This window comes from Embleya sp. NPDC050154 (assembly GCF_044460165.1).
Classification (GTDB): Bacteria; Actinomycetota; Actinomycetes; order Streptomycetales; family Streptomycetaceae; genus Embleya.
On record NZ_JBITJP010000024.1, the window covers coordinates 14,198 to 29,422 of the forward strand.

General features: G+C 72.9%; 13 protein-coding genes. 3 read left to right on the forward strand and 10 right to left on the reverse strand.

Annotated features, from left to right (window positions below):
• Positions 1-24: 24 nt before the first annotated feature.
• From ACIBSV_RS37800 to ACIBSV_RS37835, 8 genes are all read right to left on the reverse strand, one after another.
• A complete protein-coding gene (locus ACIBSV_RS37800; RefSeq protein ID WP_395871322.1) occupies positions 25-819 on the reverse strand; it encodes a class I SAM-dependent methyltransferase in 795 nt (264 codons plus the stop codon).
• Positions 816-2,153 (reverse strand): MFS transporter, encoded by a 1,338-nt coding sequence (locus ACIBSV_RS37805; RefSeq protein ID WP_395871325.1) that lies wholly within the window; start codon positions 2,151-2,153, stop codon positions 816-818. The genes ACIBSV_RS37800 and ACIBSV_RS37805 overlap by 4 nt, the downstream gene beginning before the upstream one ends.
• Entirely contained in the window at positions 2,150-3,202 is a 1,053-nt protein-coding gene (locus tag ACIBSV_RS37810) for a dipeptide epimerase (protein ID WP_395871327.1), read from the reverse strand. Before ACIBSV_RS37810 ends, ACIBSV_RS37805 begins: the two co-directional genes overlap by 4 nt.
• Positions 3,199-4,368 carry a PLP-dependent cysteine synthase family protein gene (locus ACIBSV_RS37815; RefSeq protein WP_395871328.1) on the reverse strand — a complete coding sequence of 390 codons (1,170 nt, stop codon included), beginning with the start codon at positions 4,366-4,368 and terminating at the stop codon, positions 3,199-3,201. Before ACIBSV_RS37815 ends, ACIBSV_RS37810 begins: the two co-directional genes overlap by 4 nt.
• The gene (locus ACIBSV_RS37820) at positions 4,365-5,195 is read right to left on the reverse strand and encodes a Rossmann-like domain-containing protein (RefSeq protein WP_395871329.1); all 831 of its coding nucleotides are present in this window, start codon (positions 5,193-5,195) and stop codon (positions 4,365-4,367) included. Before ACIBSV_RS37820 ends, ACIBSV_RS37815 begins: the two co-directional genes overlap by 4 nt.
• Positions 5,192-6,505 (reverse strand): ATP-grasp domain-containing protein, encoded by a 1,314-nt coding sequence (locus tag ACIBSV_RS37825; protein ID WP_395871331.1) that lies wholly within the window; start codon positions 6,503-6,505, stop codon positions 5,192-5,194. Before ACIBSV_RS37825 ends, ACIBSV_RS37820 begins: the two co-directional genes overlap by 4 nt.
• Positions 6,506-6,767: 262 nt before the next feature.
• On the reverse strand, positions 6,768-7,634 hold the full coding sequence (locus tag ACIBSV_RS37830) for an aminodeoxychorismate lyase (protein WP_395871333.1): 867 nt from the start codon (positions 7,632-7,634) through the stop codon (positions 6,768-6,770).
• A complete protein-coding gene (locus ACIBSV_RS37835; RefSeq protein WP_395871596.1) occupies positions 7,631-8,608 on the reverse strand; it encodes an LD-carboxypeptidase in 978 nt (325 codons plus the stop codon). Before ACIBSV_RS37835 ends, ACIBSV_RS37830 begins: the two co-directional genes overlap by 4 nt.
• A 1,080-nt stretch (positions 8,609-9,688) precedes the next feature.
• On the opposite strand from ACIBSV_RS37835, the gene ACIBSV_RS37840 reads away from it, so the two are divergent.
• Both ACIBSV_RS37840 and ACIBSV_RS37845 read left to right on the forward strand, forming a co-directional pair.
• Positions 9,689-10,492: a hypothetical protein gene (locus ACIBSV_RS37840; RefSeq protein WP_395871335.1), complete on the forward strand. Its 804-nt coding sequence runs from the start codon at positions 9,689-9,691 to the stop codon at positions 10,490-10,492.
• Between the two features lie 540 nt (positions 10,493-11,032).
• Positions 11,033-11,854 (forward strand): SAM-dependent methyltransferase, encoded by an 822-nt coding sequence (locus ACIBSV_RS37845; protein ID WP_395871337.1) that lies wholly within the window; start codon positions 11,033-11,035, stop codon positions 11,852-11,854.
• 163 nt (positions 11,855-12,017) lie between these two features.
• Here the strand turns inward: ACIBSV_RS37845 and ACIBSV_RS37850 are convergent, their stop codons facing one another.
• Positions 12,018-12,353, reverse strand: a complete 336-nt coding sequence (locus tag ACIBSV_RS37850) for a chaplin (protein ID WP_395871339.1) — start codon at positions 12,351-12,353, stop codon at positions 12,018-12,020.
• A 245-nt stretch (positions 12,354-12,598) separates the two neighbouring features.
• Here ACIBSV_RS37850 and ACIBSV_RS37855 point away from each other — a divergent pair, with 245 nt between their 5' ends.
• The gene (locus ACIBSV_RS37855; RefSeq protein WP_395871341.1) at positions 12,599-14,080 is read left to right on the forward strand and encodes a multicopper oxidase family protein; all 1,482 of its coding nucleotides are present in this window, start codon (positions 12,599-12,601) and stop codon (positions 14,078-14,080) included.
• 99 nt (positions 14,081-14,179) lie between these two features.
• Here the strand turns inward: ACIBSV_RS37855 and ACIBSV_RS37860 are convergent, their stop codons facing one another.
• The gene (locus ACIBSV_RS37860) at positions 14,180-15,214 is read right to left on the reverse strand and encodes a nitrous oxide reductase family maturation protein NosD (protein WP_395871343.1); all 1,035 of its coding nucleotides are present in this window, start codon (positions 15,212-15,214) and stop codon (positions 14,180-14,182) included.
• Between the last annotated feature and the right edge of the window lie 11 nt (positions 15,215-15,225).

Genomic DNA, 15,225 nt, shown 5'->3' on the forward strand with positions numbered 1-15,225 from the left:
GGTGGTGGGGCTTGTGCCGGTGCGTCAGTCGAGCCGGCGGGCGACCACGTGCAGGCGGTCCGAGTCGGCGCTGTCCGCCGGTGGCGCGCCCTCGGTCCACGGCGGGTCGGTGCGCGGCCCCGGGCGGTCGTACAGGGCGAGCACCTCGAACCCGGCGACCGTGAGGAAGTACCGCAGTTCCTGCGGGAACAGCAGTCGCCACGCGGAGTACTGCGCGCGGGGCGGGGTGCCCCGGTCCGAGGTCCACACCCGGCGTCGGCGCAGCAGTTGCGCCGCGTGGTCGACCCACAGCGTGGTGTGCGAGGTGTGGGTGACGCCGTCGTGGACGACGGTGTCCACGCGGGGTGTCGCCGGCTGTCGGGCACCGTCCGCGCCGCGCAGGAAGTAGGCGCCGTTGCGCAGTTCGGCGATCAGCAGGCCCCCCGGCGCCAGATGTCGCCGGGACCGGTCCAGGAACGCGGTCAGTTCCGCGTTGTCGTGGCAGTACAGCAGAGCGCTGTCCAGGCAGACGACGGCGTCGAAGGTGCGGCCGAGGTCGAAGTCGCGCATGTCGGCGAGGCGGTAGTCGGGGCCGGGGTGCCGACCGCGGGCGTGGTCGAGCATCGCCGCCGAGGTGTCGATGCCGACCACCTCGCGCGCCGCGTGGTGGTGCAGCCAGGCCGCGTCCCGCCCGGTGCCGCAGCCGACGTCGAGCACGCGCGGCCCTGCCCCGTGGCGGCGCAGCGTCTCCTCGGTCCAGCGGGCGGCGACCCGGTCCGGATCGGGGAAGCGTCGTTCGTAGAGTTCCGGCGTGTCGGTGAGGAGGTTGCGGGTGCTCATCGCGGCTCGCTCTCGGCCCGGGGGCGGTCGCCGACGGGCGCGGTGGTGGGCTCCTCGGCGGCGCCCGCGGGCGGGGTCGCCGGCCCCTCGGCGGCGATGGTGGGCGGTGTGGGCAGCGCGCCCCTGCGGCGCAGCCAGGCGACCGCGAGGGCCGAGCCCAGCCCGAGCAACACGCAGCACACCCACGGCAACCACGCGCGGTCGGTGCGCGCGCCGCTGTCCATCGCCCACCCGATCCCGGCGTTGCCCACGGCGGCGGCGATCCCGGACGCCCCGTAGAACAGCCCGAAGCCGGTCCCGGTCAACCCCTCGCGGCCGAACGCGGGAATGAGTTCGAGCACGAACGGCTGGGCAATCATCACTCCGACGTGCAGCAGCAGCGCGCCCGCGAGCAGCGGCAGCAGGCGCAGTACCGCGTCCGCGGTCCCGTCCGGTCCGGTGCCGCCGGCCACCAGGATCGGCGGGAGGAAGGCCAGGCCCATCAGCGCGGTTCCGGCGGCGATCCAGCGGGCCCGGTCGCCGCGCGCCTGTAGGTACCGGGTGATCCGCAGTTGCAGGAGCAGATTGACCGCGGTGCCGATCACGAAGAGCAGTCCGACCGCGCTCTCGCGCCCGGTGGCGTGCCGCACACCGTCCGGGAGCAGCAGGTACAACTGCGTCTGCAGGCCGTACATCCCTGCCATCGCGATCGAGAACGCCACGAACGCGCGGTTGCCCAGGACTTCGCGCCAGTCGGAGGCCACCGATCCCTGTGGCGCGGGGACCGGCCGGGCGGGCAGAACGGCGGCCTGGGCGAGGGTGAGTACGGCGAACAGCGCCGCCGCGGTGAGCGCCGCGGTGGTGAAGTTCACCAGGAGCAGCAGGCTGCCCAGCAGCGGGCCGAGCAGCGCGCCGGTGGTGGCGAACACGTTGAACAGGGCAAACGCCTCCGCCTTGCGTTCGCCCGCCTCCTGCGCCAGATAGGTGCGTACGGCGGGGTTGAACAAGGCCCCGGCGAGGCCGCTGAGCACGGCCGCCGCGATCAGGATCGGCAGGCCGTCGCCGAGCGCGAACAACGCGAATCCCACGGTGCGCAGCGCGCATCCGGCGATGATCACCCCGCGTGCGCCGAGTCGATCGGCCGCGGAGCCGCCGAGCACGAACAGGCCCTGTTGGCTGAGGTTGCGGACGCCCAGCACGATGCCGACCACGGCCGCCGATTGCCCCAGGTCGTCGGTGAGATGGGTGGCGAGGTAGGGGATCAGCAGGTAGAAGCCGGTGTTCACGCCGAGTTGGTTGACCAGGAGCAGGCGCACCGCGAGCGGAAAGCTCGCCACCGCGCGCAGGGTCCTCATCGGCGCTCCCGGGCCGGCGCGGGTCGCACGCCCAGGCCGGCGGCATCGGGGGCGCGTACGGTGCCGTCGAGGCCGCCGATCCCGGTCCACGGGTCGTGCGCCAGCAGCAGGTGGCCGTCCAGGTCGACCCAGCGGGCCCGGTCCAGGATCTGCACGGCCGGCGCCAGACCGAGCGAACTGCCGGTCAGGCAGCCGAACATGATCTCGGTGCCGCTTCCGCGCAGCGCCTCGACCAGGCGCAGCGCGGCGCGGGCGCCGCCGCATTCGGCGAGTTTCAGGTTGACCCCGGGAACCCGGCCGGCCAGCCGCAGGACGTCCTCGGGGGTGACCGCGTCCTCGTCGGCGATCACCGGGATCGGCGCATGTCGGGCGATCCGGGCGAGCAGGTCGGGTCGGCCGGGTGCGACGGGTTGTTCCACGGCCTCGACGCCGAGCGCGGCGAAGCGCGGGAGCAGGTCCAGGGTGCGGGCCTCGGTCCAGCCGCCGTTGGGGTCGAGCAGCAGCCGGGCGTGCGGGGCCGCGGCCCGCACGGCGGCGACCCGGTCAAGGTCGTGGACGGGGTCGGGCGAGCCGGCCTTGATCTTCAGGACGGTGAAGCCGAGCGCGGCCAGTCGGCCCGCCTGGGTCGCGGCGTACTCGGGCTCGACGATGCCGATGGTGCGGGCGGTCGCGGCGGCGGGCGCCCGGTCGGCGCCGAGCATTCGGTGGACGGGTCGATCGGCACGCTTGCCGACGAGATCCCACAGGGCCGCGTCCAGGGCCGCCAGGACACCGGCGGGCAGGCCGTCGGGAGCGGCGGTGTCCAGGAGCGCCGAGGCGCTCTCGGGTTCGGCGAAGCGGGCCAGCCACGGCCGGGCCACGCTCTCCAGCGCCGCCACGATGGTGCTCGCCGACAGGCCGAGTCGCGGGCTGCCGAGCGCCTCGCCACTGCCGTACTCGCCCTCGTGTTCGATCGTCACCCACACCGCGTCGCGACTCGCCGTCACCGAGCGCGATATGCGCAGCGGTTCGGCCAGTTCCAGATGCGCGGTGCGCCACGTGAGCCTCATGCCGTTCCTCGGGTCGCGGTCTTGGGTGCGGGCGCGGACATCGGCGCGCGCGGGGTCGGCGGCGCGGGTGTGCGCCGGGATGGTCGCGGATCGTCGACCCTGCGGCAGCGGGCCCAGCCGGCCACCTCGACGGCGCGCGGGTGCAGGATCTCCACCGGATGGGTGGGGACGACGGCATGGTCCAGGCCGTGGGTGCGGCAGAAGTCGTCGTCGTAGACGGTGCCGAGGTAGCGGTGCGGCCCGTCCGGGAAGACGCCGACCACGGTCGCGCCCCGGTGTACCCGGGCCGCCCAGGCGGCGACCAGGGCGACCGCCCCGGTGCTCCAGCCGCCGCTGACGAAGCTGCCTCGGGCCAGCCTGCGGCAGGTGTCCACGGCGGCGGCCGGGCCGACCCAGTGCACCTCGTCGAACGCGTGGTGGGCGACGTTGCGCGGATGGATGCTGCTGCCCAGTCCGCGCATCAGCCGAGGACGCGCGGGTTGCCCGAAGATGGTCGAGCCGACCGAGTCGACGCCGATCACGGTCAGCGCGGGCCAGCGCCGACGCAGCGGTCCGATCAGCCCGGCGCTGTGTCCGCCGGTGCCCACGCTGCACACGAGCACGTCCACGTGCTCCAGGCCGTCGACCAGTTCGGCCGCCATCGAGGCGTACCCCGAGGGGTTGTCGGGGTTGTTGTACTGGTCGGGCCAATAGGCGTCGGGCGTGCCGCGCAGGATCTCGTGCACCCGGGCCAGCCGGGCCGCCTGCCAGCCGCCGGTGCTCGCGGGTCGATCCACCACCTCCAGCGCGGCGCCGTGGGCCCGCAGCAACTGCCGCATGGACGGTTCGAGTTCACCGTCGCAGACGAGCCGTACCGGATGGCCCAGGGCCTGGCCGGCGAAGGCGAGTCCGACGCCCAGCGTGCCCGAGGTGGACTCGACCACCAGCGCGCCGGGGCGCAGTTCGCCGCGCCGCCGGGCGCCGCGCAGCATCGACACGGCGGCGCGCGCCTTCATCCCGCCCGCGCTGAGGTATTCGAGCTTGGCCCAGAAGCCGGGTTGCGGACAGGGCAGCGCGGTGCCGATCCGGACGAGCGGCGTACGGCCGAGCAGCGCCAGCAGGTCGGGGTTCGCGACGACCGCCTCGGCAGGACCGGGCGCGGGACGCGGTGCGGGAACGGTGTTCACGAGGCGCCCTCGCCGTACCGGTGCACGATTCCCGGGCCGCCGTCCAGCCAGAAGAACGGGTACGGCTCGGCGCACACCGCGCTCACCCCGGCGCCGAGGAACAGCGGCAGCACCGCGCTGCCGGTCTGGGCGAACATCACCAGCGGCTTGCCGGTGCTCGCGGCATGCGCGCGCAGCGGCTCGAAGGTTCCGTTGCCCAGCGTCATCCCCGAGGCCAGGATCGCGTCGCAGTAGGCCAGTTCCGCGTTCGCGTCGCGGCGGATCGGCTCGCCCCACTCGGTCGTGCCGCCCTTGAGGTCGCACGGTACGCAGCGCAGGCCGAGCGCGCGCAGCCGCTCCAGGAGCGAGTTGACCACACCCACCACCAGGACCGTGGCCGGCCGCTCCACCGGCAGCAGTTCCACCACCGCGTGGGCCCGGGCCCGCGACTTCTCCAACGAGGTGCCGGCGGGCAACGGGTGGGGACGGGCGCCGTGTTCTGCGGCGTGCGGACGGCAGCGCATCAGGTAGGCGTCCAGCGCGGCGATCCGGACCGGTGTGAGCGGGTGGGCCAGGAGTTCGGCCACGCTCGCCCCCACGCAGTCGTCGATCGTGTCGGCGGGCAGTGTGCCGGGTTCGGCCGCGCACGAGCCGACCGCCGCGCCCAGTCGCAGGCTGAGCACTTCGTTGCGATAGCCGCCGGAGCGCTCGGCGTGCCGAACCGCCTGGATGGTGCGGAACGCGGTGCTCACCCGCTCCCCGGCCGGGTCGGGTCCGTACCGGCCGGCGGCGACCCGGGCGAACAATTCGTCCAACGTGCGCACGGGTCGGGACCGGGGCGCGCTCATCCGGACACCACCGTCGGGTCCGCGTAGCGCGGACGCAGTCGGGACAGCAGCCACTCGGCCGACTCGCGCGCGGCGCCGCCTTCGGTGTCGGCGGTCATCACATGGCCCAGGTAGTCGTTGTTGCTGGTCGCGGCACGCACCGCGCGGCCCGGTTCGGTCAGGGTCAGTTCGACCACGTCGGGTCGGTGGCGGACCGCGTCCGCGCCGTCGATGCCCACGAGCGTGCCCTCGCCGCCCGCGGGCAGGTCCCGCTCGTTCGGCAGCAGCAGGCCGATCGCCGCGCTGCGCATCCCGGTCGGGCGTTCGGCGAGGTCGGGTCGCCGGCCGAGGGCGACGTCCACGCACGCCGCGACCAGGTCGACGCCGGTGACGTGCCGGACCAGTTCGGTGATGCGGTTGCCCGCCGGTCGCGGATTGACCTCCACCACACGCGGGCCGTCCGGGGTCAGCTTGATCTCGGTGTGCGCGACCACGTGGTCCAGGCCGAGCGCCTCGACGGCGCGCACGGCGGTGTCCGCGGCGGCCCGGGCCAGGTCCGGGTCCACCGCCGCCGGGAACATGTGCCCGGTCTCGACGAACCACGGCGCGCCGCCCAGGCTCTTGTCGGTGACACCGACCACGTGGGTGTGCCCGTCGAAGGTGACGGTCTCGACGCTCACCTCGGGGCCGGTGAGGAACTCCTCGACCAGCACGACGGGCACGCGTTCCTGTCCGCGCGCGTTCACCGGGAAGTCGACCGACGCCCGGTGGGCGTGCGCCGCCTCGGCGTCGTCGTGCACCTTGCGCACCAGCATTCCGGCGCACAGGTCCACCGGCTTGACCACCACCGGATAGCCGATCTCCCGGGCGGCGGCCCGGGTTTGCTCCCGCTCCCGACACAACGCGAAGCGCGGGCCGGGCACGCCCGCCTCGGCCAGCCGCATCCGGGTCAGGTCCTTGCGACAGGCCGCTTCGACCGCGACCGGGTCGGGGGCCGGCAGACCCAGCCGAGCGGCGATCCGGGCGGTGCCGGGCAGGTAGTAATCGCACGCGGACACCACCCCGTCGAAGCCGAACACCTCGTGCAGCCGCTCCGCCAGGGACGGCAGTTCGGCCGTGTCGTTGGTCTCGGCGGTGACGATGTTGCGCGCGGACAGCAGCGGATGGGGGGCACCGTCGGACCCGGGGCGCGCTCCGTTCGGCGTCGAGCGCAGGTAGTGGTGCAGGTCTCGGGTCAGGAAGGTGAACTCGTGCCCGCCCTCGTGGATCGCTCTGGGCAGCAGCCTGCTCATCGCCCCGACCCAGCTTTCGACAACCAGCAGATGACCCACCGAACTCCCTCTCCGACTGCGGCGACGGCTCTCTCGCAGAGCGTCGACCCGCCGCACCGTATCGGGAATGGTTTTCATTATCAATACTTGACTAATGAAAGTCGTTTTCAGTTATGGTGGTCATCGAGCCGCGCCGGGACAGCCCGGAACCACCCCGAAACGCCCGCAACAGCCCGGCGCCGCCCGCGTCGGGCAGGGGCGGAGCACGCACGGGCAGAGCAGGCGAGGGAGGGGCCGGACCGAATCGGCCCGGGCGGCCCCGTCAGCCGGCCCGCACCAGTTCGGCGATCTCGTCGTGCCGCGCGCACGGCGGACACGGCACGCCGTCGATGGCGGTCACCCGGGCGGCGAGCCGGACGCTGGAGATCAGCCACACGCCGTCCCCGGCGCGCAGATCGGCCACCGACAATCGCGCGAAGCCGCACTCCCATCCGGCGCCCGCCGCCGCGTCGAACAACCGACGCAGCGTGATACTCGGCAGGATGCCCAGGTCGAGCGCCGGCGTCAGCAGCCTGCGCCCCTTCGCCATCAGCACCGCCGCCGTCGGCGCCTCCAGGACCGCGCCGTCCTCGGTCAGGAAGATCGCGTCCTCCGCGTCGTGCGCACGGGCCCACCGCCCGGCGGCCATGTTGACCGCGTACGACAACGTCTTGGCCCCGGCCAACAACCACGGCGCCCGCGCGGGCGGGGCGGTGACGACGCCCCGGGTCAGGGTCACCGTGCGCACCCCTTCGGCACGCGCCCGCCGGGTGCTCGCCGGGATCGGGTCGACCAACACGTAGCCGGTCTCCGGACCGCCGCCCTCCGGTCCCCGAGTCAGCACCAGCCGCGCGTAGCACTCGCCCACCGCGCCGTGCCGCTCGATCGCGACAGCCAGGCAGTGCCGCCACGCGTCGTCGGCCGGCGCCGCCAACCCGAGCGCGGCGGCCGAGTCGGCCAGTCGGGCCAGGTGTTCGTCCAGGTGCCTGGGTCGACCGTCGAGCACCGACAACGCCTCGAAGACGCCGTCCCCGCGCAGCGCCCCCAAGTCGTCGGCCCGCAGCGCCGGTCGGGCGCGGTCGGCGACGGTTCCGTCGAGGCGTACCAGCGTCCCCGGGTCGGGGGCGGGCGGCTCCGGCGCGGCGGTCACCGCAACGCCGCCGAAGTGAGCGTCAGCGTGCCCGCGTCCGCGTCCAGGTCCGCCTCGACGCCCAGGGGCATCGTGAGTTGGCGCGGACCGTGGCCGAAGTCCAGCCCCGCCAGCACCGGAACGCCCAGCGGCGCCAATCGATCGCGCAGCACGGCCTCGATCTGCTCGATCGGCCCGCAGCCCACCCAACTCCCGGTCGCGATCCCGGCCACTCCCGCGAACCATCCCGAGCGCAGCAGTTGGGTGAGCAACCGATCGATGCGATAGGGCTGTTCCCCGATGTCCTCGAACAGCACGATCGCGCCGCCGGCGGGCGACGACTCCGGGCATCCCAGCGAGCCGGCCACCAGGCTCAGCGTGCCACCCGTGGTGACCCCGCGGGCACGACCGGCCACCAGGGAGCGGGCGTCCGCGGAGCCCAATTCCACCGCGTCCTCCGGGCTGAACAAGGTCGCGCGCAGGTGGGCGAGGGTGGTCGCGTCGGGCGGTACGCCGTCCACCGCGCCGAATCCGGCGGTGGCGGGCATCGGCCCGAACAGGGTGACCACCCCCAACCGGGCGGCGAACGCGGCGTGCAGGGAGGTGACATCACTGGATCCCAGGAGGACCTTCGGCTCCACCGCCGCCATCGACTCCCAACACAGCAGGTCGAGTATCCGTGCGGCACCATAGCCACCGCGCGCGCAGACGATCGCGTTTATATCGGGATCCAGCCACGCGTCCTCCAGGTCGCGCGCCCGATCCCTGTCGGTGCCGGCGAGGTACCCCGGCCCCTGCCCGTCGAGGACGTGCGCGCCCGGCACCACCTCCAGCCCCAGGTCGGCCAGTACCGCGCACCCGGCGCGCAACCGTTCGGCCTCGACCGGACCGGCCGGGCACACCACCGCGACCCGGTCGCCCGGCCGCAGCCGACGCGGTCGACGCAACGCCTGCCCGCCGGGCGACAACGGATCAGGCTCGACCAGCCGCGTCACCACGAACCCCGTCCTCGGTCGGAATCGGCCGGCGGCGCCGGTCGCCGCGCCGCAGCGACCACCTCCGACAACCAAGGCGGCGTCCCGGGTCGGGCCGCGCGCGAGGCGCCCCGGTCATGGTTCGCCGGGTCGTGGTTCGCCGGGTCATGGCCCGTCCGGTCGTGGGTCGTCCGTTCAGCCTTCATGCCTCGCATCATGCCCAGCGTGACCGGGGCAACCAGCCCGCGTTCATCTCATCGAGTGAACGGCCACCGCGCCCGGAGGGTCCGGCTCGGGACAGCGCGGGCACCCGCCGGGCCCGCCTCACCCTCGCGGCATGCGAATCCTCGGCGGCTCGTGGTTCCTCGGCCTGCCGTCGCCGAACAGGCCCGGGTCCGCGCCCGGGACGTGACCGTCTTCCGGCGCGGCACCGGCGACCCACCGACCGGCGCCTACACCGGCACCGACCCGACGGCCGGCACCGCGCGGCTGATCCGGGGCGACCGTCGGCGACGCACGCGACCCGGCGACTCCGTCCGCCGCAGGGCCGTGGGACGTGGTGATCGACACATCCGGGTACGTGCCGGCCGATGTGCGCGCCGTCGCGACAGCGCCGCGGCCGGTCGTCGCCCGGGGCGGTGGTCGTCTCCACCGTCAACGTCCGACCGTCGCCGGATCCGGCCGGCATACATTCCCGACACCTGTAACGCCCGCCGGACCGTTACCGGCTCGGCGGCGGAACCGACCCGGGTCGACGAGCGGTTCCCGCACCGCGCGCCCTGATCGGAACCGCCACCCGTCGAGATCGCTCGCCGACGGCGTACGCGCATCCGCCCCGGCCGCTGCGGAAGTCGCCGAATCCATCGGGACACACGTCGCCGCGGCCCCGGAAAAACCCGTCAACGAAGCCGGCTTCCCTACACCATCGAGGGCCTGAGTTCATCACACTTGGATACCGCCGCCCCATGGAAACGGGTTTCGGTGGATCATGGGCGCAGTGCGGGTGGGAAGTCCCCACCCGCCGGAAGGGTACATGGCCGCCCCGACAACGGGTCGCGTTCGCCCTTCCAGCGTCCCAGTGGCATGAGAAGGAGTCGCCGGATGGTCGCATCGTCTGTGGACGAACTGCGGATTTCTTTGGAAAAGGAGGCTAGTGAACTGGCCGGGCAGCGAGACCGGCTCCGCGATGAACTGGCAAATGTGGAAAGGCAGTTGGCGGCCCGGCTGAGCGCGGTGGAGCACCTCGCGCTGATCCGCCCGCTGGTGCCGCTGCCCCGAGCCGAGGCCGAACCGGTCGCACCGGTCGAGGTCGCTCCGGTCGAGGTCGCTCCGGTCGAGGCCGAGCCCGTCGCGGAGGCGCCGGTCGAGGTCGCTCCGGTCGAGGAAACCCCGGCCGAGGAGGCTCCGGTCGAGGAGGCGCCGGCGGAGGAAGTCGTCGCGGAGGAACCGCCGGCTCCGGCTCCGGCCACGCGTCGCAAGCGCAAGACGGTTCCGGCAACGAAGGAAAAGACGCGGATACAGGCCGCGTCGGCGCGCAAGGCCCCCGCGGCCAAGCCTGCCACCAAGCCCGCCGCCAAGAAGAAGACCACCCGCGCGAAGGCGGCTCCGGCCAAGGCGGCCAAGGCGGCCAAGTCGGTCGCAGCGGTCGAGCCGGTCGCGCCGGTCGAGCCGGTCGCGCCCGAACCTGCGGCGGCTCGCCCGGTCCGCTCCCACCTGCGCGACGAGATCGCCGCGTTGTTGGAAGGCACCGGCGAACCCATGAACGTCCGTCAGCTCACCGAGGCACTGGGTGAGACCGCCACCAAGAGCCGCATGGAGAGCGTGCGTACGTCCACGGAGGGTCTGGTCAAGGCCGGTCGCGCGATCAAGGCCGGTCGCGGCCTGTTCGCCGGCCCCGGCGCCTGAATCACCTCCGGGAACCCCCGGATTCACCGACCACCGCCGGCCCGACACCGCCCCCCGGGGCATCGTCGGGCCGGCGGTGGTCCTCGGACCGACTATGCCCGTTCCGACAGGCTCACACGTGGCCTCGACCGGACGCACCAGGTCCGACGTGCAAGGGCTCCTCCGCCGACCTGGCCACCGCCGTCGCCCACATGCGGAACATGCGCGGCCCCGCGGTGGAACTCATGCGGATCCGCTTGCCCGTCCAGCAGCACCTACCCGAACCCCGCACCTACGGGCCGGAGTTCCGTTACACCAAGAATAGAGCCTGACCTCCGCGACCCGAACCGGCTCGGCGGCGCCCTTGCCGCTCCACGACGGACGCCGCCGACCCGGCGCGTCCCGACGACCCCTGCCCCACCCGGACGGCACGCGTCCGGTGTCGCCGCTCGGAAAGTTTGCCCAACGTGATGGAACGTTCACCGGGATGCCTGCCGGGCCGGCGTACGGGCCCCTAGATTGGCCTGGACCACCCCACACGGCATCCGGAGATGAGAGTTCGTGGCCGAGTCCATACTCGACGCAGAATCGGCTTTACCAGAGCGGAAGATCGACACCGAGGTGGCACACACCGCCCGCGTGTGGAACTACTGGCTGGGCGGCAAGGACAACTACCCCGTGGACCGCGAGACCGGCGATCAGATCGCCGCGATCCACCCGGGAACGCGCGACTACGCCCTCGCCGACCGGCAGTTCCTGGGCCGAGCGATCCGCCATCTGGCCAAGGATCTGGGCATCCGTCAGTTCCTCGACATCGGCACCGGACTGCCGACCGCCGGGAACACCCACGAGATAGCCCAGGCCGTGGCTCCGGAATCGCGGATCGTGTACGTCGACAACGATCCGCTGGTCCTCGTGCACGCCCGGGCCCTGCTCACCAGCAGCCCGGAGGGGGCGACCCGCTACATCGACGCCGACCTGCGCGACGTCGACGAGATCCTGGCCCGCGCCGCCAAGACGCTGGACTTCGACCAGCCCATCGCACTCGTCCTGCTCGGCGTGATCATCTTCGTCAACGACGACGACGAGGCGTACGGAACAGTCCGTCGACTGCTGGACGCGCTTCCCTCCGGCAGCCACCTCGCGCTGTCGCACACGGTGACCAGTCCACCGGCACCACCGGACGTGGACGACGCGGTGGCGTTCTGGAACGCGCACGGCACGCCCAAACTCAAGCAGCGTTCTCCCGAGGGCATCGAACGCTTCTTCGACGGCCTGGAGTTGCTGGAACCCGGCGTCGTCTCCTGCTCCCGGTGGCGGCCCGATGCGGGCGACAAGACCCCGGACGTGGCCATGTACGGCGCGGTGGGACGCAAGCCGTAGTTGCCGCGAACACACCGGCCATGTGCCGGCGAGAACCTGCCGGACCGTCGAGGAGGGTGTCGATCGGTCCGGCCGGGCGGCCCCTCGGATCCGTCCGTATCGGAGGGGCCGCCGGTGCAGCGGTGTCGAGCGCTATCGCCGGAGGACGAGCCGCGCCGACGCGTCAGCCCTGGTGGCCGCCGCCGTGCTGCGGGGCCTGGTGCTGGGCGTGCTCACCCTCGTGGCCACCATTGTCGTGACCACCATTGTCGTGGTCGCCGTCGATGTTCGCGCAGACGTTCCCGATCGTCGGGTTGAAGAAGCCGAGCAGGTTGACGCTGTTGCCGCAGAGGTTGATCGGCACGTGGATCGGCAGCTGGACGTTGTTGCCGGACAGCACGCCCGGCGAGCCGACGGCCGCACCCTTGGCCTCGGAGCCGGCGTTGGCGACGCCCGCGCCCGACACGACGAGCGCGGTGATGCCGACGGCCACGGCCGCGGTCTTCTTGAACGTGTTCATGTGATCTCCGTTTCGGATGGCGCCGCGGGTGGCGCGACGTCCGGTGCAACGACGCGAATCCCGCCCGGGCAACTGCTGATTCCCGGGTTTCACCCAGGTGGCGGCACCCGCCCGGACGCACCGGGTGCCGAGTCCGACCGGCGTGTTCGACGCGGCCGGCGCGGGGTACTCACCGCCGGACCACGCCGATCCCGCCGGCGGGCGAAGCCTCATCGCGAGCCGACTCCAGGAAGCAGGGCCGCATCGTGCCTGTCCCGTCCCACCCGACCCGCCGCGCCCTGCTGTTCGGCGCGGTGGGCAGCGTCGCCCTGCTCGGTGCCGGCACCCGGGGGCCGCTGCGCACCGGCACCGCGCCGCGACCCGTGATCCCCGTCGCCGACACCGCCGTGCCGCTCGACGCGGCGCCGGTCACCGTCGATCTGGGCTCGCGTACCGTGCGCACGTGGGCGTACGGCGACCGGGCGCCCGGCCCGGAGATCCGGGTCACCGCGGGTGGCACGGTCTCCGCGCGGTTGCGCAACGGCCTGCCGCAGGAGACCACGGTGCACTGGCACGGCGTGCGGATCGATCCGGCGATGGACGGCGCCCCGGGACTCAGCCAGGTCCCGGTCGCGTCCGGCGACACCTTCGACTACCGCTTCACCGCGCCCGATCCCGGCACGTTCTTCTACCACTCGCACGTGGGCACCCAACTCGACCGCGGGATGTACGGGGTGCTCGTGGTCGAGGACCCGGCCGAACCGCTCGGCTACGACGCGGAGTGGACGGTCGTCCTCGACGACTGGCTCGACGGCACCGGCACCGACCCGGACACCGAACTGGGCACGATCCGCGACACGCCCCGGCCCGCACGCACCCTGCGGAGCAGGCTGCTGGGCGGGACGGCGGGTCACGTCGACTACCCGCACTACCTGATCAACGGCCGCACACCACAGGCCCCCGAGGAGTTCACCGACAGCCCCGGTCGGCGGATCAGGCTGCGGTTGGTCAACGCCGGGGCGGACACCGCGTTCCGGGTCGGGTTGGGCGATCACCGGCTGACCGTCACCCACACCGACGGATTCCCGGTGCTGCCGGTCACCGTGGACGCGCTGCTGATCGGGATGGGCGAGCGATACGACGTGCTGGTGACCCTGGCCGACGGGGTGTTCCCGCTGGTGGCCGAGGCCGAGGGCAAGGACGCCCGGGCGTTCGCGGTGGTGCGTACCTCGGGCGGGGACGCCCCCGATCCCTCGGTCTCGGTACCCGAGTTGGATCGCCGCCTGCTCACCCTCGCCGACCTGGTCGCCGACCCGTCGGTGGACCCGGGCGACGCACCCGCCCGCGCGGTGGATCTCGTGCTGGGCCGCGGCAGGAACGGGACGGGTTGGACGCTCGGGACGGCCGCCGCGCGGGACGTGACGCCGCTGCGGGTACCGGTCTCCGTCGGCGAGCGGGTCCGACTGTCCTTCACCAACGCGACGCGCATGTGGCATCCGGTCCACCTGCACGGGCACACCTTCCAGGTGCGCGGCGAAGAGGGTCGGGGCCCGCGCAAGGACACCGTGATCGTGCGTCCGAGGGAACGGGTGACGGTGGACGTGCTCGCCGAGAACCCGGGCGAGTGGATGTTGCACTGCCACAACCTGTACCACAGCGAGCTGGGCATGATGGCGACCCTGGGCTACGGCGACACCCCACCCGCCGCTCCCGATTCGTCCATGGGGGGCATGTCGGGGACGGGCTGATTCCGGCAGCCACCAAGTCCCCTCCCGGCGCCGGGAGTGCGAACGGTCGAACCCGGCGCCGCCACCGAGTCCGGTGCCGACGCCGGGCATCGCGTCCGGTCAGCAGTGCCCTTCCGGCTCCGAGCGGCCACACACGTTCGCGGTGAACGTGTTGACCGCCTTGCCGTCCCGGTTCGCCAGGTCGGCCGGCTCGTTGCGCAACACCTCGTTGTCCTGGATCACGTTGTTCGTGGTCGGGTCGCCGGAGAAGCTGGGCACCATCACGATGCCACCGGACATCGGCGACTCGCCCCGGTTGTCCCGGACCTGATTGTCCGTCACCCGGGTCTCCTGGGCACCGGTGAGCACGATGCCCGAGCCCTGGATGTGCGCGATCCTGGAATTCCCCTCGCAGTACTTGTTGTTCTCGTCGATCCGGTTACGGCGGATCGCCAGCGACCCGGCGACCGGCTTCGTCTCGTCGCCGACCACGAACACCCCGGCGCAGTTGCCGGTCAGCTCGTTGTACTCGATCACCAACTCGCGCCCGCGCCTGATCAGCACGCCGAGCCGGTTGCCCGACGCGTGGTTGCGGGCGATGCTCGCGCCCAGGGCGTCGGCGGTGTCGGCCAGGAACAGTCCCGCCTGGGTGTTGTCGTTCGTGGTGTTGTCGATGAACACGCCGCGGGTGGAGTTCTCCTGGCCGATCCCGTGCTCGCCGTTGTCGTGCGCGAACACCCGGCGCACCCGCATGCCTTCGGTCGCGTTGCCCATCACCCCGGTCTTGCCGAAGCCGGTGACCGCCAACGACTGGATCCGCACCTCGGACACCGGATCCTCGGCCGTGCCGAACACACAGATGCCGTGGCCGGCCGCCGCGCACGCGTTCGCCGTCGACTCGCCGGGCGTGATCACCGTACGCTCGCCCGCGCCGCGGATCGTCAAGCCGTCCGTGCCGATCAGCACACTGCCGGGATAGGTGCCGGCCAACACCTGGATGGTGTCCCCCGGCGCGGCCGCGTCCACCGCCGCCTGGATCGATTCGCCGGGATGGACCACGTGCCGGGTGTCCGCGTGCGCGACCGGTGCCAGGACCGAGCCCAGCACGGTCAGGGCGGTGACGCCGGCGAGGGGAAGCAGCCGTTGTACGTGCATGAGCGCTGATC

Excerpts from the sequence above, each read along its gene's own strand:
- ACIBSV_RS37800 (WP_395871322.1), bottom strand. The coding sequence starts at position 819 with ATGAGCACCCGCAACCTCCTCACCGACACGCCGGAACTCTACGAACGA.
- ACIBSV_RS37805 (WP_395871325.1), bottom strand. The coding sequence starts at position 2,153 with ATGAGGACCCTGCGCGCGGTGGCGAGCTTTCCGCTCGCGGTGCGCCTG.
- ACIBSV_RS37810 (WP_395871327.1), bottom strand. The coding sequence starts at position 3,202 with ATGAGGCTCACGTGGCGCACCGCGCATCTGGAACTGGCCGAACCGCTG.
- ACIBSV_RS37820 (WP_395871329.1), bottom strand. The coding sequence starts at position 5,195 with ATGAGCGCGCCCCGGTCCCGACCCGTGCGCACGTTGGACGAATTGTTC.
- ACIBSV_RS37840 (WP_395871335.1), top strand. The coding sequence starts at position 9,689 with ATGGTCGCATCGTCTGTGGACGAACTGCGGATTTCTTTGGAAAAGGAG.
- ACIBSV_RS37850 (WP_395871339.1), bottom strand. The coding sequence starts at position 12,353 with ATGAACACGTTCAAGAAGACCGCGGCCGTGGCCGTCGGCATCACCGCG.
- ACIBSV_RS37860 (WP_395871343.1), bottom strand. The coding sequence starts at position 15,214 with ATGCACGTACAACGGCTGCTTCCCCTCGCCGGCGTCACCGCCCTGACC.